This is a genomic window from Actinoallomurus sp. NPDC050550 (genome assembly GCF_040655075.1).
Lineage (GTDB): Bacteria > Actinomycetota > Actinomycetes > Streptosporangiales > Streptosporangiaceae > Actinoallomurus.
Map to the genome: position 1 here is coordinate 267,843 of NZ_JBFAJC010000002.1, position 15,835 is coordinate 283,677.

A 15,835-nucleotide genomic window follows, 5' to 3' on the forward strand; every position below is an offset into this window, starting at 1 on the left:
GATCAGGAACCCACCGGCAGAGCGATCGGTCTACGCCCGTCTTGGCGGAGGAGCTCCGTCGGGTGTCCGTGCAAGCTTCGGTAGCGGTAGCCGTGGACGGTTTTGACGGGCATGGTTCCGGGCCGCGGGCGAAGGCCACGCGTCCGGGACCGATCAGGTGGGGCGGCCGAGGAGGTAGGCGCCGGGTGGGACGCCGACGATTCGCTTGAAATGCCGGGTCAGGTGCGCCTGGTCGGTGAAGCCGAGGTCGGCGGCGATCTCGGCGGGGCGCCGGCCGGCGTCCAGGAGCGAGCGGGCCCGCTGAACGCGGAGGTTCGTCAGGTAGGCGTGCGGCGGCAGGCCGTACGCGGCGCGGAAGGCGCGCAGCAGGGCGAACCGTCCGGTGCCCACCATGGCGGCCAGGTCGTCGAGGGACGGCGGGTCGGGCAGCCGCTCGTGGAGGATCTCGCGGGCGGCGCGGACCGCGCGCGGAGGCGCGCCGTCGGGCATCGAGCGGGGCGGCCGGGCGGCGTGGCGGCGAAGGAGCCCGGCGAGGGCGTGGTGCAGCGTGGAGGAGGACGCGAGGGCGTCACCGGCCTCGGCGCTGCGGTGAACGGCGCGGAGCAGCCGGGCCGCTTCCGGGTCGTCCACCACTGTGTGGGGGAAGTAGGGCGTGCCGCCGGGAGCGCCCAGCTCGGCGGCGAGCTCCGCGACGACGTCCACAGTGGGGTACAGCACGCGGTAGCGCCAGCCCTCGGGGACGCCCGCGTGCCCGCCGTGCACGACCTCGGGGTTGAGCAGCGCGACCTGGCCGGCGGCGGCCCGCAGGAGCGACCCGGCGTGCTCGAACTCCTCCACTCCGGACTCGATGAGGGCCACGGTGTAGGTGGCGTGGGCGTGCCTGGCGTAGCGGTGGGTGACGTAGCGGGCGCTCAGCAGGTCGACACCCGGCTCCGCAGGGTGCCGCCGATAGTGCGCCACCTCCCGGCTCATGGCTCCGATGCTATCGACCGCGGCGTCGAGGGCGGCAGGACGGCGGGCAGGCCGAAGAGCGTGAACAGGCGCAGGTCGAAGAACATCGCGACGTGTGCGACGCCCTCGGGCGTGGGTGTGAGGACCTGCAGGGCGAACGCGTGGTGCGCCCCGTCGGCGGCGTGCATGTAGACGGCGAACGCCGGCTGGCCGTTGGCGCGTGTCTCCACGAGCCGCATCGCGCCGGGGGCGTCGGCCGGGCACTGCTTCTTGATCAGGCGGCCGATGTCCTCCCGGCCCTGGAACCAGGCGGTGAAGGGCGGCATCTCCCAGACGGCGTCGGCGGTGAGCAGCCGCTCGATGGCGGCGACGTCGTACTCCTCGAAGGCCTGGACGTAACGGGCGAGGAGCTCGCGCTGCTCCGGCGAGGCCGGCTCGGCCAGATCGTCCTGCGGGGGAGCGACCTCGTCGAGCCGGGCGCGGGCGCGCTGCAGGATGCTGTTGACCGCGGTGGTCGTCGTGTCGAGGGCCTCCGCCACCTCCGCGGCCCGCCACTTCAGCACGTCGCGCAGGATGAGGACCGCGCGATGCCGGGGCGGCAGATGCTGGAGGGCGGCGATCAGCGCGAGGCGGATGCTCTCCCGGGAGGCGACGATCGCCGCCGGGTCGGCGTGCTCGGCGCCGGCCATGGCGTCGGGAACGGGCTCCAGCCAGGGCACGTCGGACCGCTCGACCAGCGCGTCGTACGGGTCGGCGCTCGGGCTGCCGAGCCCGGTCGGGAGGGGCCGGCGACCTCGGCTCTCCAGGGCGGTGAGGCAGGTGCGGGTGGCGATCCGGTGCAGCCACGTGCGCAGCGACGACCGGCCCTCGAAGGAGTCGTACGAGCGCCAGGCCCGGATGTAGGTCTCCTGGACCTGGTCCTCGGCGTCGTGCACGGAGCCGAGCATGCGGTAGCAGTGCGCCAGCAGCTCACGGCGGTACGGAGCCGCCTCGCGCAGGAAGTCTTCCTTGACGGCGTTGTCCGTGCTCATGGTGCCCCCTCATCGTGCCGGGCGACCGGCGACCGTCCGCAGGCCGTTTTCCTTGTATACGGCACACCGCTGACAGAACGGCCGTGACCTGGAGCATGACCGGAGGTGAACGTTCCAACAGAGCGGCTCTCGTCTCATTGACCGAGACAAGGGTCCCGCAGGGTGGCATGCAGGGAATCGTCGCGGTTACCCTGGGCACGTGGATCGTCGCTATTTCGCGTTTATGCAGCCGGCTTCGGGTGAGCCGGTCGACGTGACCTGAGCGACGACCCCCGAGCCGGCCGAGGCAGAGCCCCAAGGGCTCTGCCTTTCGCGTTTTCCAGCGTGAGTGGGCGGCTCGGCTCCGGGCCCGCCCGGAGGGAGAGACCGATGGACCTGCACGATCCGGACCAGCCCGTGATGATCGCCGGCCCTGCCGCCGCGCCGGACGTCGCCGTGGTCAGCCTGCGCCGCCTGCACGGTCGCGTGGACGCGGCCGGCGAGCTGACGAGGGTGCGCCGCTCGTACCGGGGGCCGCTGCTGGTGGAGCCGTTCTCCGCGCGCGACCTCCCGGCCGTCGTGACGCACGCCGACGGCGTCATGGTCGGCGGGGCCTGGATGCAGGACTTCCAGCTCCTGCGAGCGGCGGCCCGTACCGGGCTCCCCGTCGTCGTGCAGCGGGCCACGGCCGCCACGCTGGAGGAGTGGCTGTCGGCGGCCGAGTACTGCGTGGCCGAGGGCAACCGCGACGTCGTCCTCTGCGAGACCGGCACCCGCACGCACCTGCCGCACGCCACCATCGATCTGGAGCTGGTCCGGGAGGCCGGGCGCCGCCGTCCGGTGTTCGTGGACGTCTCCGCCGCCCCGTACCTCGCGGTCGCGGCGCTGTCGGTGGGTGCGTGCGGGCTGTTCCTCGGCGAGGACGCCGAGCCGGACCTGGTGGCCGAGGTGCGCGCCAAGGCGGCCCTGCTCGGGCCGCTCGTCCGTGACGAGGAGCCGGAGACGATCCCCGACGCGCGCGCGGCGATCGACCGGATCGACGCGGCGCTGGCGACACTGCTGGAGCGCCGCGCCGAACTCGCGGCGACCGTGCAGCGGCTCAAGCCGGTCGGCGGATTCGCCGGCCGGGACCCGCGACGCGAACGCGAGATCGTCGAGGCCATGGCGCGGCGCGCCCCCCGGCTGGGCGCCGACCGGCTCGCCCGGATCATGACGGCCGTCATCGAGGCCGGTCTCGAGGCGTCCGAGGAACGCGACCTCTCCCCGGCCTGAGCGCTGATGGACCTCGGCCGGCGACCATGGCCGCGGTCGGATGCGTCGGCTGGTGACAATGGCCGGGAGTCGCAGGAGGACAGGACGGCGGTGAGGACGACCGCGTTCATGATGTCGCCCGCCCCGAGGAACAGGCCGACGCCGATCGCCCCGCCAATGGCGATCATCTCGACCTGCCGGTTGCCCAGGGAGTGGGCGTAACCGGCGTTCTCGTCCTCGGACGTCGTGTCCTGGTGATTCAGCATGTTCTTGCGAGGAACCCCGGGCCTTCAGGCCCGGGAGGAATCGCATCCCGACCTCTGCGGCGCGCAGCGCCGCAACAGCGTTCTGGAAGGCCGCCCGCTCCGCTCAGGCGGAGTGCTCCTGGTCGGTGCCTTGATGATCGGCAGCGGACGCGCTCGTACGAGGAGGCGAAGTGGGGACGGAGAGGGGGCGGAGGAGGCCGCCCCGCGGGTACGTGGGAGTGTCGCCAGGGAGTTCTTGAGTCCTCTGCGAATAGCGGGGGCTCAGTTCTTCAATTCGGTGACGTAAAGCGATGATATCGTCACGACTCGTGAAGGTCGTGGTCCAGGTCAAGCTGGCACCGACGCCTGTGCAGGCGGCGGCGCTCAAGCACACCCTGCGCACGGTCAACGAGGCCGCGTGCTGGGTGTCTGGTGTGGCGTTCGAGCGCGGGGTGCCCCGTGAGTACGAACTGCGTAAGCACACCTACGCCGAGCTCAGGAAGCGTGGTCTGGGTGCGCAGGCGGCGCAGCATGTGATCAAGAAGGTCCGGGACGCCTACACCAGCCTGCACGCCAACCTGCGGGCCGGGAACCTGGGCAAGAAGGGCTCCAAGCGGCGGGTCAAGGCCGAGTCCAAGCCGATCACCTTCCGACCTCAGGCCGCGCAGCCGTACGACGATCGGTGTCTCAGCTGGCAGTACGACGCCCAGACGGTGAGCATTTGGACGATGGCGGGCCGGTTGAAGGGCGTGCGGTTCGCTTGTTCACCGAGCGCGCTCAAGCAGCTGATCGCCGACCGTAAGGGTGAGTCGGATCTGGTCGAACGCGACGGCGTGTTCTACCTGGTCGCCACCTGTGAGGTGCCCGAGGCCGAGACCGGTGAGCCAGATGGGTTCATCGGGGTGGATCTGGGCATCGTCAACATCGCGACCACCTCCACCGGTTACCGGGCCGCCGGACGCAAAGTGAGCCGCTACCGCAGGCGGCAGCTCGCGCTGCGGGCCAAGCTGCAGAAGAAGGGCACCAAGTCCGCCAAACGCCTGTTGAGGAAGCAGCGCCGGAAGGAATCGCGGCGGGCCAAAGACATCAATCACTGTGTTTCCAAGACGATCGTGACCGAGGCTGAACGCACCGGACGCGGCATCTCCCTCGAACAGTTGACGGGGATCCGTGACCGGGTACGGCTCCGCAAGCCCCAACGGGTCGCGCTGCACTCCTGGGCCTTCGCCCAGCTCGCAGACTTCATCGTCTACAAGGCACGCCGAGCCGGTGTCCCGGTCGTGTTCGTCGACTCCGCCTACTCTTCCCAGCAGTGTGCCGAGTGCGGGCATGTCGACCGGCTCAATCGGGTTTCTCAAGCGTTGTTCATCTGCCGGGGCTGCGGCGTCGTTGCGCACGCGGACCGGAACGCTTCCCGTGTTCTGGCCCGAAGGGGCCAGGACGCGTGGGATGCGGGGCGGACGTCACACGTCCCGGCCACCAGCCTGCGAAGCTGACGGCCAAGACGCGGCGGATCACCTCCCAGCCAGTGAGGCTCCAGCTGCATGCTCGGTCCTTTGAGGACCGAGAAGCTGACTGCTGTCGACACACACTCCGAACTGCAGTGGTTTGTCGCTCCCCCAAAATCGCAATACGGCCACCGACCTTCAAAGCTCGCGGAGCGTGGTCGAGCCGCGACACGAAGTCGGTCGATTCCCCGCTGAAAATGAGGTAGACCCTGATAGGTGAGGCAGCCGTCGCCGACCGGCCCGCCGGCCGCGTACGGGTGCGCGTCGCCCGAAGGGGAGAGGCGTCGCCGACCGAAAACAGGTATAAACCGGACATCCGGAGTGTCGAGCCCCGGCGGTCCCGGTGGCACCGTTAGGCTCAGGGGACCCGGCTTCCGGCCGGCTCTCACCCCCAGACGACGACTTCCGACGCGGCGCGCGCCGTAGGTGCGCGGGGCGTCGCATGCCTGAAGGAGGCGCATCGCGCATGAGTGACTCGTTCGTGCATCTGCATGTGCACACCGAGTACTCCATGCTCGACGGAGCGGCCCGTCTCAAGGAGATGTTCGCCGAGGTCGAGCGGCAGAAGATGCCGGCCGTCGCGATGACCGACCACGGCAACACCCACGGTGCGTACGACTTCTACAAACAGGCCACCGCCGCCGGGGTGACCCCCATCGTGGGCATCGAGGCCTACGTCGCCCCGGAATCCCGGTTCCACAAGCAGCCGGTGCGCTGGGGCGAGCCCAGCCAGAAGGGCGACGACGTCTCCGGTGGCGGCCACTACACCCACAAGACGATCTGGGCGCGCAACGCCGAGGGCCTGCACAACCTGTTCAAGCTGACGAGCCGCGCCTACACCGAGGGGTTCATCCGCAAGTGGGCCCGGATGGACTTCGAGCTGCTGGCCGAGCACTCGGCCGGCCTGATGGCCACCACCGGCTGCCCCTCCGGCGAGGTCCAGACCCGGCTGCGCCTCGGCCACTTCGACAAGGCCCTGGAGGCCGCCGCCAAGTACCAGGAGCTGTTCGGCAAGGACAACTACTTCCTGGAGGTCATGGACCACGGTCTCGACATCGAGCGCCGGGTCCGCGACGGGCTCATCGAGATCAGCAAGAAGCTCGGCATCCCGCCCGTCGTCACCAACGACTCCCACTACACGCGCGAGTCCGAGGCGTCCGCCCACGACGCGCTGCTGTGCATCCAGACCGGCAAGCAGCTGTCCGATCCGGGCCGCTTCAAGTTCGACGGCTCCGGCTACTACCTCAAGACCGCCGACGAGATGCGGGCGATCGACACCTCCGACATCTGGGCCGAGGGCTGCCGCAACACCCTCCTCGTCGCCGAGCGCGTCGATGCGTCCGGCATGTTCGAGTTCCGCAATCTCATGCCGCGCTTCCCGGTGCCGGAGGGCGAGAGCGAGGAGTCGTGGTTCCGCAAAGAGGTCTGGCGGGGCATGGAGCGGCGCTTTCCCGAAGGCATCGACGAGGAGCACCGCAAGCAGGCCGAGTACGAGATGGACGTCATCTGCCAGATGGGGTTCCCGTCGTACTTCCTCGTCGTCGCCGACTTCATCATGTGGTCGAAGAACAACGGCATCGCGGTCGGCCCGGGCCGTGGCTCGGCGGCCGGGTCGCTCGTCGCGTACGCGATGGGCATCACCGACCTGGACCCGCTCCCGCACGGACTGATCTTCGAGCGGTTCCTCAACCCCGACCGCGTGTCCATGCCCGATATCGACGTCGACTTCGACGAGCGTGGGCGGGCCGACGCCATCCGCTACGTCACCGAGAAGTGGGGCGCCGACAAGGTCTCCATGATCGCCACCTTCGGCACCATTAAGGCGAAGGCTGCGATCAAGGACGCGGGTCGCGTCCTCGGCTTCCCGTACGCCCTGGGCGACCGCATCTCCAAGGCGTTCCCGCCCGCCGTCATGGGCAAGGACATCCCGCTGTCGGGGATCTTCGACGACAAGCACCCGCGGTACGGCGAGGCCGGCGAGCTGCGCAAGCTGTACGAGGAAGAGACCGACGTCAAGCAGATCATGGATCTGGCGCAGGGCCTCGAGGGCCTGATCCGCCAGACCGGCGTGCACGCCGCCGGTGTGATCATGTCGGCGGAGCCGCTGACCGACCACATCCCGATCATGCGCCGTGACTCCGACGGCGTGATCATCACGCAGTTCGACTACCCGACCTGCGAGACGCTCGGCCTGCTGAAGATGGACTTCCTGGGCCTGCGCAACCTGACGATCATGCAGGACGCGCTGAAGGCCATCAAGGCCAACAAGGGCGTCGAGCTCGACCTGCTGAAGCTTCCGCTGGACAACAAGAAGGCGTACGAGCTGCTGGCCCGCGGCGACACGCTCGGCATCTTCCAGCTGGACGGCGGCGGCATGCGTTCGCTGCTGCGGCTGATGCGCCCCGACAACTTCGAGGACATCTCCGCGGCCCTCGCGCTGTACCGCCCCGGCCCGATGGGCGCGAACTCCCACACCAACTACGCGCTCCGCAAGAACGGCCAGCAGCCGATCACCCCGATCCACGAGAAGCTGGAAGAACCGCTCAAGGACATCCTCGACACGACCTACGGCCTGATCGTCTATCAGGAGCAGGTCATGGCCATCGCGCAGAAGGTCGCGGGCTACAGCCTCGGCCAGGCGGACCTGCTCCGCCGCGCGATGGGCAAGAAGAAGAAGTCGGAGCTGGACAAGCAGTACGCCACCTTCGAGTCCGGCATGCAGGAGCGCGGTTACCCCGCCGCGGCGATCAAGGCGCTGTGGGACATCCTGCTGCCCTTCTCCGACTACGCCTTCAACAAGGCGCACACCGCCGGGTACGGTCTGGTCTCGTACTGGACGGCCTACCTCAAGTCCAACTACCCCGCCGAGTACATGGCGGCGCTGCTCACCTCGGTCAAGGACGACAAGGACAAGAGCGCGCTCTACCTCAACGAGTGCCGCCGCATGGGCATCAAGGTGCTCACGCCCGACGTCAACGAGTCCGACTCCGACTTCACGCCGAAGGGCGACACCGAGATCCTGTTCGGCCTGTCCGCGATCCGCAACGTCGGCGAGAACGTCGTCGACGCGATCGTCAAGGCCCGCAACGAGAAGGGCCGCTTCACCGACTTCCAGGACTTCCTGCGCAAGGTGCCGCCGCAGGTCTGCAACAAGCGGGTCGTCGAGTCCCTGGTCAAGGCGGGCGCCTTCGACAGCCGCGGGCACGAGCGGAAGAGCCTGGTCATGGTCCACGAGCAGGCCATCGACGCGATCATCGACATCAAGCGCAACGAGGCGATCGGGCAGGACTCCCTGTTCGGCGGGGGCGAAGACGCGGTGGACACGACGTTCGACATCGCCATCCCGGACGGGGAGTGGGACAAGACCACCCTGCTCGCCTTCGAGCGGGAGATGCTCGGCCTCTACGTCTCCGACCACCCGCTGCTCGGCATCGAGCACATCCTGTCCGCGAACGTCGACTGCTCGATCGCCGCCCTCACCGCCGACGAGCGGGCGGACGGCCAGATCGTCACCGTCGGCGGCCTGGTGTCGGGCCTGCAGCGCAAGGTCACCAAGAAGGGCGACTCCTGGGCGCTGACCACCCTCGAGGACCTCGAGGGCGCGATCGAGCTGATGATCTTCCCGTCGGCGTACCAGCTGTGCTCGACGCTGCTGGCCGAGGACGCCATCCTCGTCGTCAAGGCACGCCTCGACAAGCGCGAGGACACCCCGAAGCTGATCGCCATGGAGGTCACCCAGCCGGACCTCACGGTGAGCGACTCCGGTAGGCCGCTCACCGTCTCGATGCCGGTGACCCGGGTGACCCCGCCGGTCGTGCAGAGCCTGAGGGAGGTGCTGGGCGCCCACCCCGGTCAGACCGAGGTCCACCTGCAGTTGCAGAACGGCCCCCGGACCACCGTCGTCCGTCTCGACGACAGGCTCCGGGTCACGGCCTCCCCGGCGCTGATGGGCGACCTCAAGCAGCTCCTCGGCCCCACCTGCCTGGTCTGATCGGCCGGCCCGCCCCAGCGGCGGGCCCCCGCGGCCTCGTCACGGCGGGGGGCGGTGGCCCGGACGCAACAGGCCGTCCGGGTCCCACGCCGCGCGTCACAGCCGGGGCGCGACAGGTCGTCCGGGTCCCATGCCGCGCGTCACAGCGGGGGCGCGACAGGCCGTCCGGGCCGTTGCGTGGCTTCGTCACAGTGGGGGGATGTGGTGGCCCGGGCGGAAGAGGTCGTCCGGGTCCCAGGTCTTCTTCACCCGGGCCAGGCGCGCGTGGTTCTCTGGCGTGTACGCGGTCGCGGTCCGGTCCGGGTCGGCCAGGAAGTTCAGGAAGGACCCGCCGGTGGCGTGCGGCCGCAGCCGGCCGGCCAGGCCGTCGACGGCCGCGTCGACGCGGGACCGCTCGGCCGGGTCGCCGTACCCGGTGCCGCCGGGCCCGTACGGTGCGCTCGCGAGCACCGAGAACGGCACGTCGCGGTGGCCCACCGGCCCGGCGTCCGGCGCGGGCCGCGCCATCGCGCCGGCCCAGTGCCGGACCTCGACCGCCGGTGCCGGCGTTCCGCCGAACACCGCGTCCGGCAGCGCTTCGAGCACCGCGCCGGGGAGGTCGCGGAACAGGTCGATGTGCTGGCGGACCGCCATCGGAGGCGGCGGCGACCCGGAGATCGCCGTGCTCGCCTCCCCGAACGTCATCGCCCGGAAACCGTCGACCAGCGGCGGCCCCGCCGCCTCCAGCAGCGGATCGAGTCGCAGCTCGGCCTCCTCGTACGCGCCCAGGTGGAACACCCGGACGCCGACGACCGGCCGGCCGCGTACCGCGTCGGGGAGCCCCGGAGCGTCCGGCATCCGCATCAGCACCACGGCGGTGTTCAGCTCGTCGGGCTCATCGGCCGCCCACTCCCGGTAGCGGGCGAGCGTGTCGGCGGCACGCTCGGCGTCGTAGAGGGAGAGGCCCGCGAACACCCGGCCGACGCGGTGCAACCGCACCTCCAGCGCGGTGACCACGCCGAAGTTCCCGCCTCCGCCGCGCAGCGCCCAGAGCAGGTCGGCGTGGTGGTCCGCGTCCGCCGTGACGTGCTCGCCCTCGGCGGTGACCACGTCGGCTCGCACCAGGCCGTCGGCGGCGAAACCGAATTTGCGGGACGGCCACCCCGCCCCGCCACCGAGCGTGTACCCCGTCACGCCGACGAACGGGCTGCCCGACACCGGCACGAGGCCGTACGGCGCGGCGGCGGCGATCACGTCCGACCAGCGCGCGCCGGGGCCGACCCGGGCGACGCCCCGGTACGGGTGGACCCGGACGTCCGCCATCCGTGACGTCTTGAGCAGGAGGCCGCCGTCGGCGGGCACGATCGTGCCGTGCCCGGTGGCCTGGACGGCGAACGGCAGGCCGTGCTCGCGTGCGGTGACGACCGCGGCGCGTACGTCGTCGGGACAGGTCGCCTCGGCGACGATCAGCGGGTGCGGGTCGACCCGGAGGTTCCAGGCCGTCCGCGCCTCGTCGTACGCCGCGTCGCCGGGCAGGTGCACCGGTCCGGCGAAGGCCTCACGCAGCGTGCGCGCGATGCGTTCCGCGGTCGTCGCAGTCAACGTCATGTCGTTCGCTCCCCGGGAGTGTCGGCCGTCACCGGCGTGACGGCGGCCGTCATCGGTCGTCTCCGATGCTCGCCGCCCAGCCGCCCCGCCGTCGTCGGCCGGGGGACGGCACTCGCGCTGCCCCATGCGGCGCAGCGACGGCCCACGTACTCCCGGGGGAGTAGCGCGCGGCTCCGCTTCTCGGAGGAGCCGCGGGGCGACGTCCGCGGTTTAAGCTGCCCGAATGGGGATCCAGCACCGGCTGCGTCCGCCGGCCTCCGATCTGATCGTCTCGACCGCCGTGGCCGCCGTCGCCCTGATCGGCGCCGCGATCGCGCCTCCCGGGCGTACCGGCCTGGACGCCCTCGGCTACCTGCTCCTACTGTCCGGGTCGGCCGCGCTCTTCGTACGCCGCCGGTGGCCGGTCGCCGTCCTCCTCGTCACCACCACGTGCGTTCTCGTCTACCTCGTCCGCGGATATCCGGGCATCGCAGCCGCCGAGCCGGTGATGGTGGCACTGTTCACCGCGTCCCGCGCCGGACACCGGGCCGCCGCCCCGGCGCCCATGGTCGCCCTCGTCATCGTCGTGATCACGGACCTGACGCTGCACCACGGGGAACCATTCCGGCAGGTGCTCCAGGACCGGTTCCTGCTCGCCGGCTGGCTGGTCGCCAGCGTGATGATGGGCGGGGCCATCCGGCAGTGGGACGCCTACGTTCGCGAGGCACAGCAGCGGGCGGCGGAGGCCGAGCGCACCCGGGAGGAGATGGCGCTGCGCCGCGCCGGCGAGGAACGCCTGCGCATCGCCCGCGAACTGCATGACTCGCTCACCCACAGCATCTCCATCGTGAAGGTCCAGGTCGGCGTGGCGATCCACCTCGCCCGCAAACGCGGCGAGGACGTCCCAGAGGCGCTGCTGGCCATCCAGGAGGCCAGTGGCGAGGCGATGCGCGAGCTGCGAGCGACGCTCGAGGTGCTGCGCGAGTCCGACGGCGAGACCAACGGCAGCGGACTGGACCGGCTGCCGCAGCTCCTGCGGCGCGCCTGCTCCGCCGGCCTGCAGGCCGACCTGACCATCGTGGGCCGGACCCGCGAACTTCCATCCGCCGTCGACCGCGCGGCGTACCGCATCGTGCAGGAGGCGCTGACCAACGTCGCCCGGCACGCCGGCGCCGCGTCCGCGTCGGTGTGCCTCGACTACGGCGCGGACACGCTCACCGTCCAGATCGACGACGACGGCACGGCCCGGCCCGGGACGACCCCGACGCCCGGCGTCGGCCTGACCGGCATGCGGGAACGGGTCACCGCCCTCGCGGGGCGGCTCAGCGCCGCGCCCCGCCCGGAAGGGGGATTCACCGTACGCGCCGAGCTCCCCCTGAGCGAGCCGCCTGAACACCCGGCGGACGGCGCCGCTTCCGGGCCAACGCCCGTCGCCGCCGGCACCGGGGCCGGGAGTGCCGCCGGGGTCCGGCGGGAGGCGCCGTGATCCGGGTGCTGCTCGCCGACGACCAGGCGCTCATCCGTGCGGGATTCCGCGCCCTTCTCCAGGCCGAGGACGACATCGAGGTCGTCGGCGAGGCGGCGAACGGCGAAGAGGCCGTCGCACTCGCCCTCCGGCACGGGCCCGATGTCGCCCTCGTCGACGTTCAGATGCCCGTGGTCGACGGCATCCAGGCAACCCGCCGGATCACGGCCGACGAGCGCCTGGCCGGCGTCCACGTCGTGATGCTGACCAACTACGGGTTCGACGAGTACGTCTTCGACGCGCTGCGCGCGGGCGCGTGCGGCTTCCTCGTCAAGGACACCGAACCGGCCGACCTGCTGCACGGCGTCCGCGTCGCCGCTCGCGGCGACGCGCTGCTCGCACCGGCCATCACCCGCAGGCTGATCAGGGAGTTCGTATCCCGGCGCCCGCGCATCTCCACGCCGGACGCGCTCGCCGCCCTCACCAACCGGGAGCGGGAGGTGACGGCGCTGGTCGCCCGCGGCCTGTCCAACGACGAGATCGCCGCGCACATGGTGATCAGCCCGACCACGGCGAAGACGCATGTCAGCCGCGCCATGACCAAGCTGCGCACGCGTGACCGCGCCCAGCTCGTCGTCCTGGCCTACGAGTCCGGCCTCGTGACAGCCGGCGACGCCGCCGTCCGCCCGTGGGACCCGGACGGCTGACGGACACGGCGGGACCGGACCGCCGACGCGTCGGGGCGGACGGCCGGGGGAGACGCCCGGTGGGGTCGCCGAGGCGTGGAAGGTCCCTGCGGCGGACGGCCGGAGGCGCGGCGGGAGTCAGGTCGCGGAGGCGCCGAACGTTCTGCGGTAGGTGGCCGGGGAGACGCCTACGGCGGCATGCAGATGCTGGCGCAACGATACGGCCGTGCCCAGGCCGGCGCGCGCGGCCACCTGGTCGATCGGCAGGTCGGTGGTCTCCAGCAGCCGCCGGGCCTCCTCGATCCGCTGCCGGACCAGCCACTGCGCCGGGCTGAGCCCCGTCTCCGCGCGGAACCGCCGGGTGAACGTCCGTACGCTCATGCCCGCTCGGCGGGAGAGCCGTGCCAGGTCGAGCGGCTCGTGCAGCCGCTCGAGCGCCCAGGCGCGGGTCTCCGCCGTCGAGGATCCCGCGGGCTCCGGCAGCGGCCGCTCGATGAACTGCGACTGGCCGCCCTCCCGCCACGGCGGCATGACCGAGCGCCGGGCCGCGCGATTGGCGACGGCGCTGCCGTGGTCGCGGCGGATGACGTGCAGGCACAGGTCCACTCCAGCACCCACCCCGGCCGAGGTCAGCACGTCGCCGTCGTCGACGAACAGGACGCCGGGGTCGAGTCGTACCGTCGGATACAGCGCGCGGAACCGCTCGACGTGCAACCAGTGCGTCGTCGCCGGGCGGCCGTCCAGCAGGCCCGCGGCGGCCAGCACGAACGCGCCCGTGCAGATCGACATCACCCGCGTGCCCGGTCGCCGCCGGGCGAGCGCGTCGGCCACCGATGACTCGAGGACGCCCTCCTCCAGGGCCGTGCCGCCGTGCACACCCGGGATCACGATGGTGTCGCCGGTGGCGAGGATCTGCGGGCCGTGGTCGGGGACGGCGGCGAACCCGGCCGACGTGCGCACCGGCCCGCCGTCCGGGGTGCAGACGCGGACCCGGTAGAGAGGCCGCCCGGCGGTGTCGCGTGCCGCGCCGAAGATCTGCGCGGGCACGCCGAGGTCGAACGCGACCACGTCGTCGAGGGCGAGGACGACCACCTCGTGAGGCATGGCCCGATTCTTTCACATGTTGGCCTTCGGGCCACTCGCAGCCGGAGGCCGTGACGGCGAGACTCCCTCAGGTGACCCAGACACTTCCCGACACTCCGGCCCGAACCAGCCCGCGTCTGCACCGCGCCTGGATCGTCGCCGCGGTGACGCTGGTCGCTCTCGTCGGGGCGGCCGGATTCCGCGCGACGCCCGGCGTCCTCATCGACCCGCTGCGCGCCGAGTTCGGCTGGCCGCGCGGCACGATCGCCTCGGCCGTCTCCGTCAACCTCCTCCTGTACGGCCTCACGTCGCCGTTCGCGGCCGCTCTGATGGACCGGTTCGGCATCCGCAGGGTGGTCTCGGGAGCGCTCGTGCTCGTGGCGGCGGGCAGCGGCCTGACCGTCTTCATGACGGCGTCCTGGCAGCTCGTCGCCTGCTGGGGCGTGCTCATCGGCCTCGGCACCGGGTCGATGGCCATGGCGTTCGTCGCCACCGTGACCAGCCGGTGGTTCGTCAAGCGCCGGGGCATCGTGACCGGTGTGCTCACCGCGGGCGGCGCGGCCGGGCAGTTGGTGTTCCTGCCGGTCCTGGCCCACCTGACCCACATGTACGGCTGGCGGTCCGCGGCCCTCACGGTCTGTGTCACCGCGCTCGCCGTCGTCCCGCTCGTCGCGCTCCTCCTGCGCGACCACCCGTCCGACGTCGGGCTCCCGCCGTACGGCGCGACCGAGCCGGTGCCGAAGCCGCACAACGAGGGCGCCGCGCGCCGGGCGCTCGGCGCCCTCGCGACCGCTGTCCGGACCCCGGTCTTCTGGCTGCTCGCGGGCGGTTTCGCGATTTGCGGCGCCTCCACCAACGGCCTCGTCGGCACGCACTTCATCCCGGCCGCCCACGACCACGGGATGCCGGAGACCACGGCGGCGAGCCTGCTCGCGCTCGTCGGCATCTTCGACGTGGCCGGCACGATCTTCTCCGGCTGGCTCACCGACCGGGTCGACTCCCGGGTGCTGCTCGGCGTCTACTACTTCCTGCGCGGCTGCTCGCTGCTGGTCCTGCCGAGCCTGTTCGCCCGGACCGCGCACCCGAGCATGCTGGTGTTCGTCATCTTCTACGGCCTGGACTGGGTGGCGACGGTGCCGCCCACGGTCGCCCTGTGCCGCGAGCATTTCGGCCTGACCGGCCCGATCGTTTTCGGCTGGGTCTTCGCCTCCCATCAGATCGGCGCTGCTGCCGCCGCCGTCACGGCAGGCATCATCCGCGACCACCTGGGCGACTACGCGGCCGCCTGGTACGGCGCGGGCGTCCTCTGCCTGCTCGCCGCTCTCCTGTCGATCCGGATCAAGAGGCGCGTTATGACTGGTTAAAACGCTTTGCTTGGTGTTTACCGAAGCGTCGTGCGGGCCGCCTACAGTTCCGGGCGTGCCCGAGACACTGGCCGAGGAGCTGCTGCTTCTCGCCTATGACCTGCGCGGCAAGTGCCGCATCGGCCCCGTCGAGTTGGACTGCGGGGTCGGCGGCGCGATGCTGTCGGACCTCCGGCTCGCCGGCCGGCTGCGGCTGAACGGCGCGGCGCTGGCCGTCGCCGACCCCGAACCCGTCGGCGACCCGGTCCTCGACGGCCTGCTCACCGACATCGCGACCTCGCCGCGCAACCGTACGCCCCAGGAGTGGGTGACGCGCCTGCGCGCGACGGACCACCAGCGGCGCCTGCTGGCACGCCTGGCCGATCGTGGCCAGGTCGCGGTCGACCGTCACCGTACGCTCGGCGTGTTCGTCGAGACCCGCTACCCCGTGCGGGACATCGTGGGGCTGTGGGAGGCGCAGCAGCGGGTGGTCGCCGCCGTCACGACGGGCGCGGCACCCGCCGACGCCCGTACGCTCGCCCTCGGAGCGCTCGTGGCGGCCTCGGGACTGGGCAAGGCGGTCTTCGCGACCTCCGGGAACTGGCGGATCCTCCGCGACCGGATGCGCGAGATGGCGGCCGGCGACTGGGTCGCCACCGCCGTGCGCGGGGCCCTCGCGGCCGAGCACCGCAGCGTGTCCGCCTGACCGATGCTCGCCGCCGAGAGGCTCCGGCTG

11 protein-coding genes and 1 pseudogene are annotated in these 15,835 nt (G+C 71.6%); 8 read left to right on the forward strand and 4 right to left on the reverse strand.

The genetic code is table 11. The features are described from left to right. Positions 1–153: 153 nt before the first annotated feature. Both AB0I04_RS03590 and AB0I04_RS03595 read right to left on the reverse strand, forming a co-directional pair. Positions 154–972, reverse strand: a complete 819-nt coding sequence (locus AB0I04_RS03590; RefSeq protein ID WP_360878317.1) for an AraC family transcriptional regulator — start codon at positions 970–972, stop codon at positions 154–156. Beyond that, positions 969–1,982: a sigma-70 family RNA polymerase sigma factor gene (locus tag AB0I04_RS03595; RefSeq protein WP_360878320.1), complete on the reverse strand. Its 1,014-nt coding sequence runs from the start codon at positions 1,980–1,982 to the stop codon at positions 969–971. The genes AB0I04_RS03590 and AB0I04_RS03595 overlap by 4 nt, the downstream gene beginning before the upstream one ends. 399 nt (positions 1,983–2,381) lie before the next feature. On the opposite strand from AB0I04_RS03595, the pseudogene AB0I04_RS03600 reads away from it, so the two are divergent. From AB0I04_RS03600 to dnaE, 4 genes and pseudogenes are all read left to right on the forward strand, one after another. Next, a pseudogene (locus AB0I04_RS03600) lies at positions 2,382–2,810 on the forward strand (hypothetical protein); the annotation flags it as partial. A 117-nt stretch (positions 2,811–2,927) separates the two neighbouring features. Further along, a complete protein-coding gene (locus AB0I04_RS03605; protein WP_360878819.1) occupies positions 2,928–3,233 on the forward strand; it encodes a chorismate mutase in 306 nt (101 codons plus the stop codon). A gap of 535 nt (positions 3,234–3,768) precedes the next feature. Then, the gene (locus tag AB0I04_RS03610; RefSeq protein WP_360878323.1) at positions 3,769–4,953 is read left to right on the forward strand and encodes a transposase; all 1,185 of its coding nucleotides are present in this window, start codon (positions 3,769–3,771) and stop codon (positions 4,951–4,953) included. A gap of 478 nt (positions 4,954–5,431) precedes the next feature. Next, positions 5,432–8,956 (forward strand): DNA polymerase III subunit alpha, encoded by a 3,525-nt coding sequence (gene dnaE / locus AB0I04_RS03615; RefSeq protein ID WP_360878326.1) that lies wholly within the window; start codon positions 5,432–5,434, stop codon positions 8,954–8,956. A 186-nt stretch (positions 8,957–9,142) separates the two neighbouring features. Here the strand turns inward: dnaE and AB0I04_RS03620 are convergent, their stop codons facing one another. After that, entirely contained in the window at positions 9,143–10,543 is a 1,401-nt protein-coding gene (locus tag AB0I04_RS03620; RefSeq protein WP_360878329.1) for an FAD-binding oxidoreductase, read from the reverse strand. Between the two features lie 223 nt (positions 10,544–10,766). On the opposite strand from AB0I04_RS03620, the gene AB0I04_RS03625 reads away from it, so the two are divergent. Further along, complete coding sequence (locus tag AB0I04_RS03625) at positions 10,767–12,008, forward strand: sensor histidine kinase (protein WP_360878332.1); 1,242 nt, start codon at positions 10,767–10,769, stop codon at positions 12,006–12,008. After that, entirely contained in the window at positions 12,005–12,694 is a 690-nt protein-coding gene (locus tag AB0I04_RS03630; RefSeq protein ID WP_360878335.1) for a response regulator transcription factor, read from the forward strand. The genes AB0I04_RS03625 and AB0I04_RS03630 overlap by 4 nt, the downstream gene beginning before the upstream one ends. 117 nt (positions 12,695–12,811) lie before the next feature. Here the strand turns inward: AB0I04_RS03630 and AB0I04_RS03635 are convergent, their stop codons facing one another. Next, positions 12,812–13,777, reverse strand: a complete 966-nt coding sequence (locus tag AB0I04_RS03635; RefSeq protein WP_360878337.1) for a helix-turn-helix domain-containing protein — start codon at positions 13,775–13,777, stop codon at positions 12,812–12,814. A 71-nt stretch (positions 13,778–13,848) separates the two neighbouring features. Here AB0I04_RS03635 and AB0I04_RS03640 point away from each other — a divergent pair, with 71 nt between their 5' ends. Both AB0I04_RS03640 and AB0I04_RS03645 read left to right on the forward strand, forming a co-directional pair. Further along, positions 13,849–15,120, forward strand: a complete 1,272-nt coding sequence (locus AB0I04_RS03640; RefSeq protein ID WP_360878340.1) for an MFS transporter — start codon at positions 13,849–13,851, stop codon at positions 15,118–15,120. A 55-nt stretch (positions 15,121–15,175) separates the two neighbouring features. Next, entirely contained in the window at positions 15,176–15,805 is a 630-nt protein-coding gene (locus AB0I04_RS03645) for a GPP34 family phosphoprotein (RefSeq protein ID WP_360878343.1), read from the forward strand. Positions 15,806–15,835 lie beyond the last annotated feature (30 nt).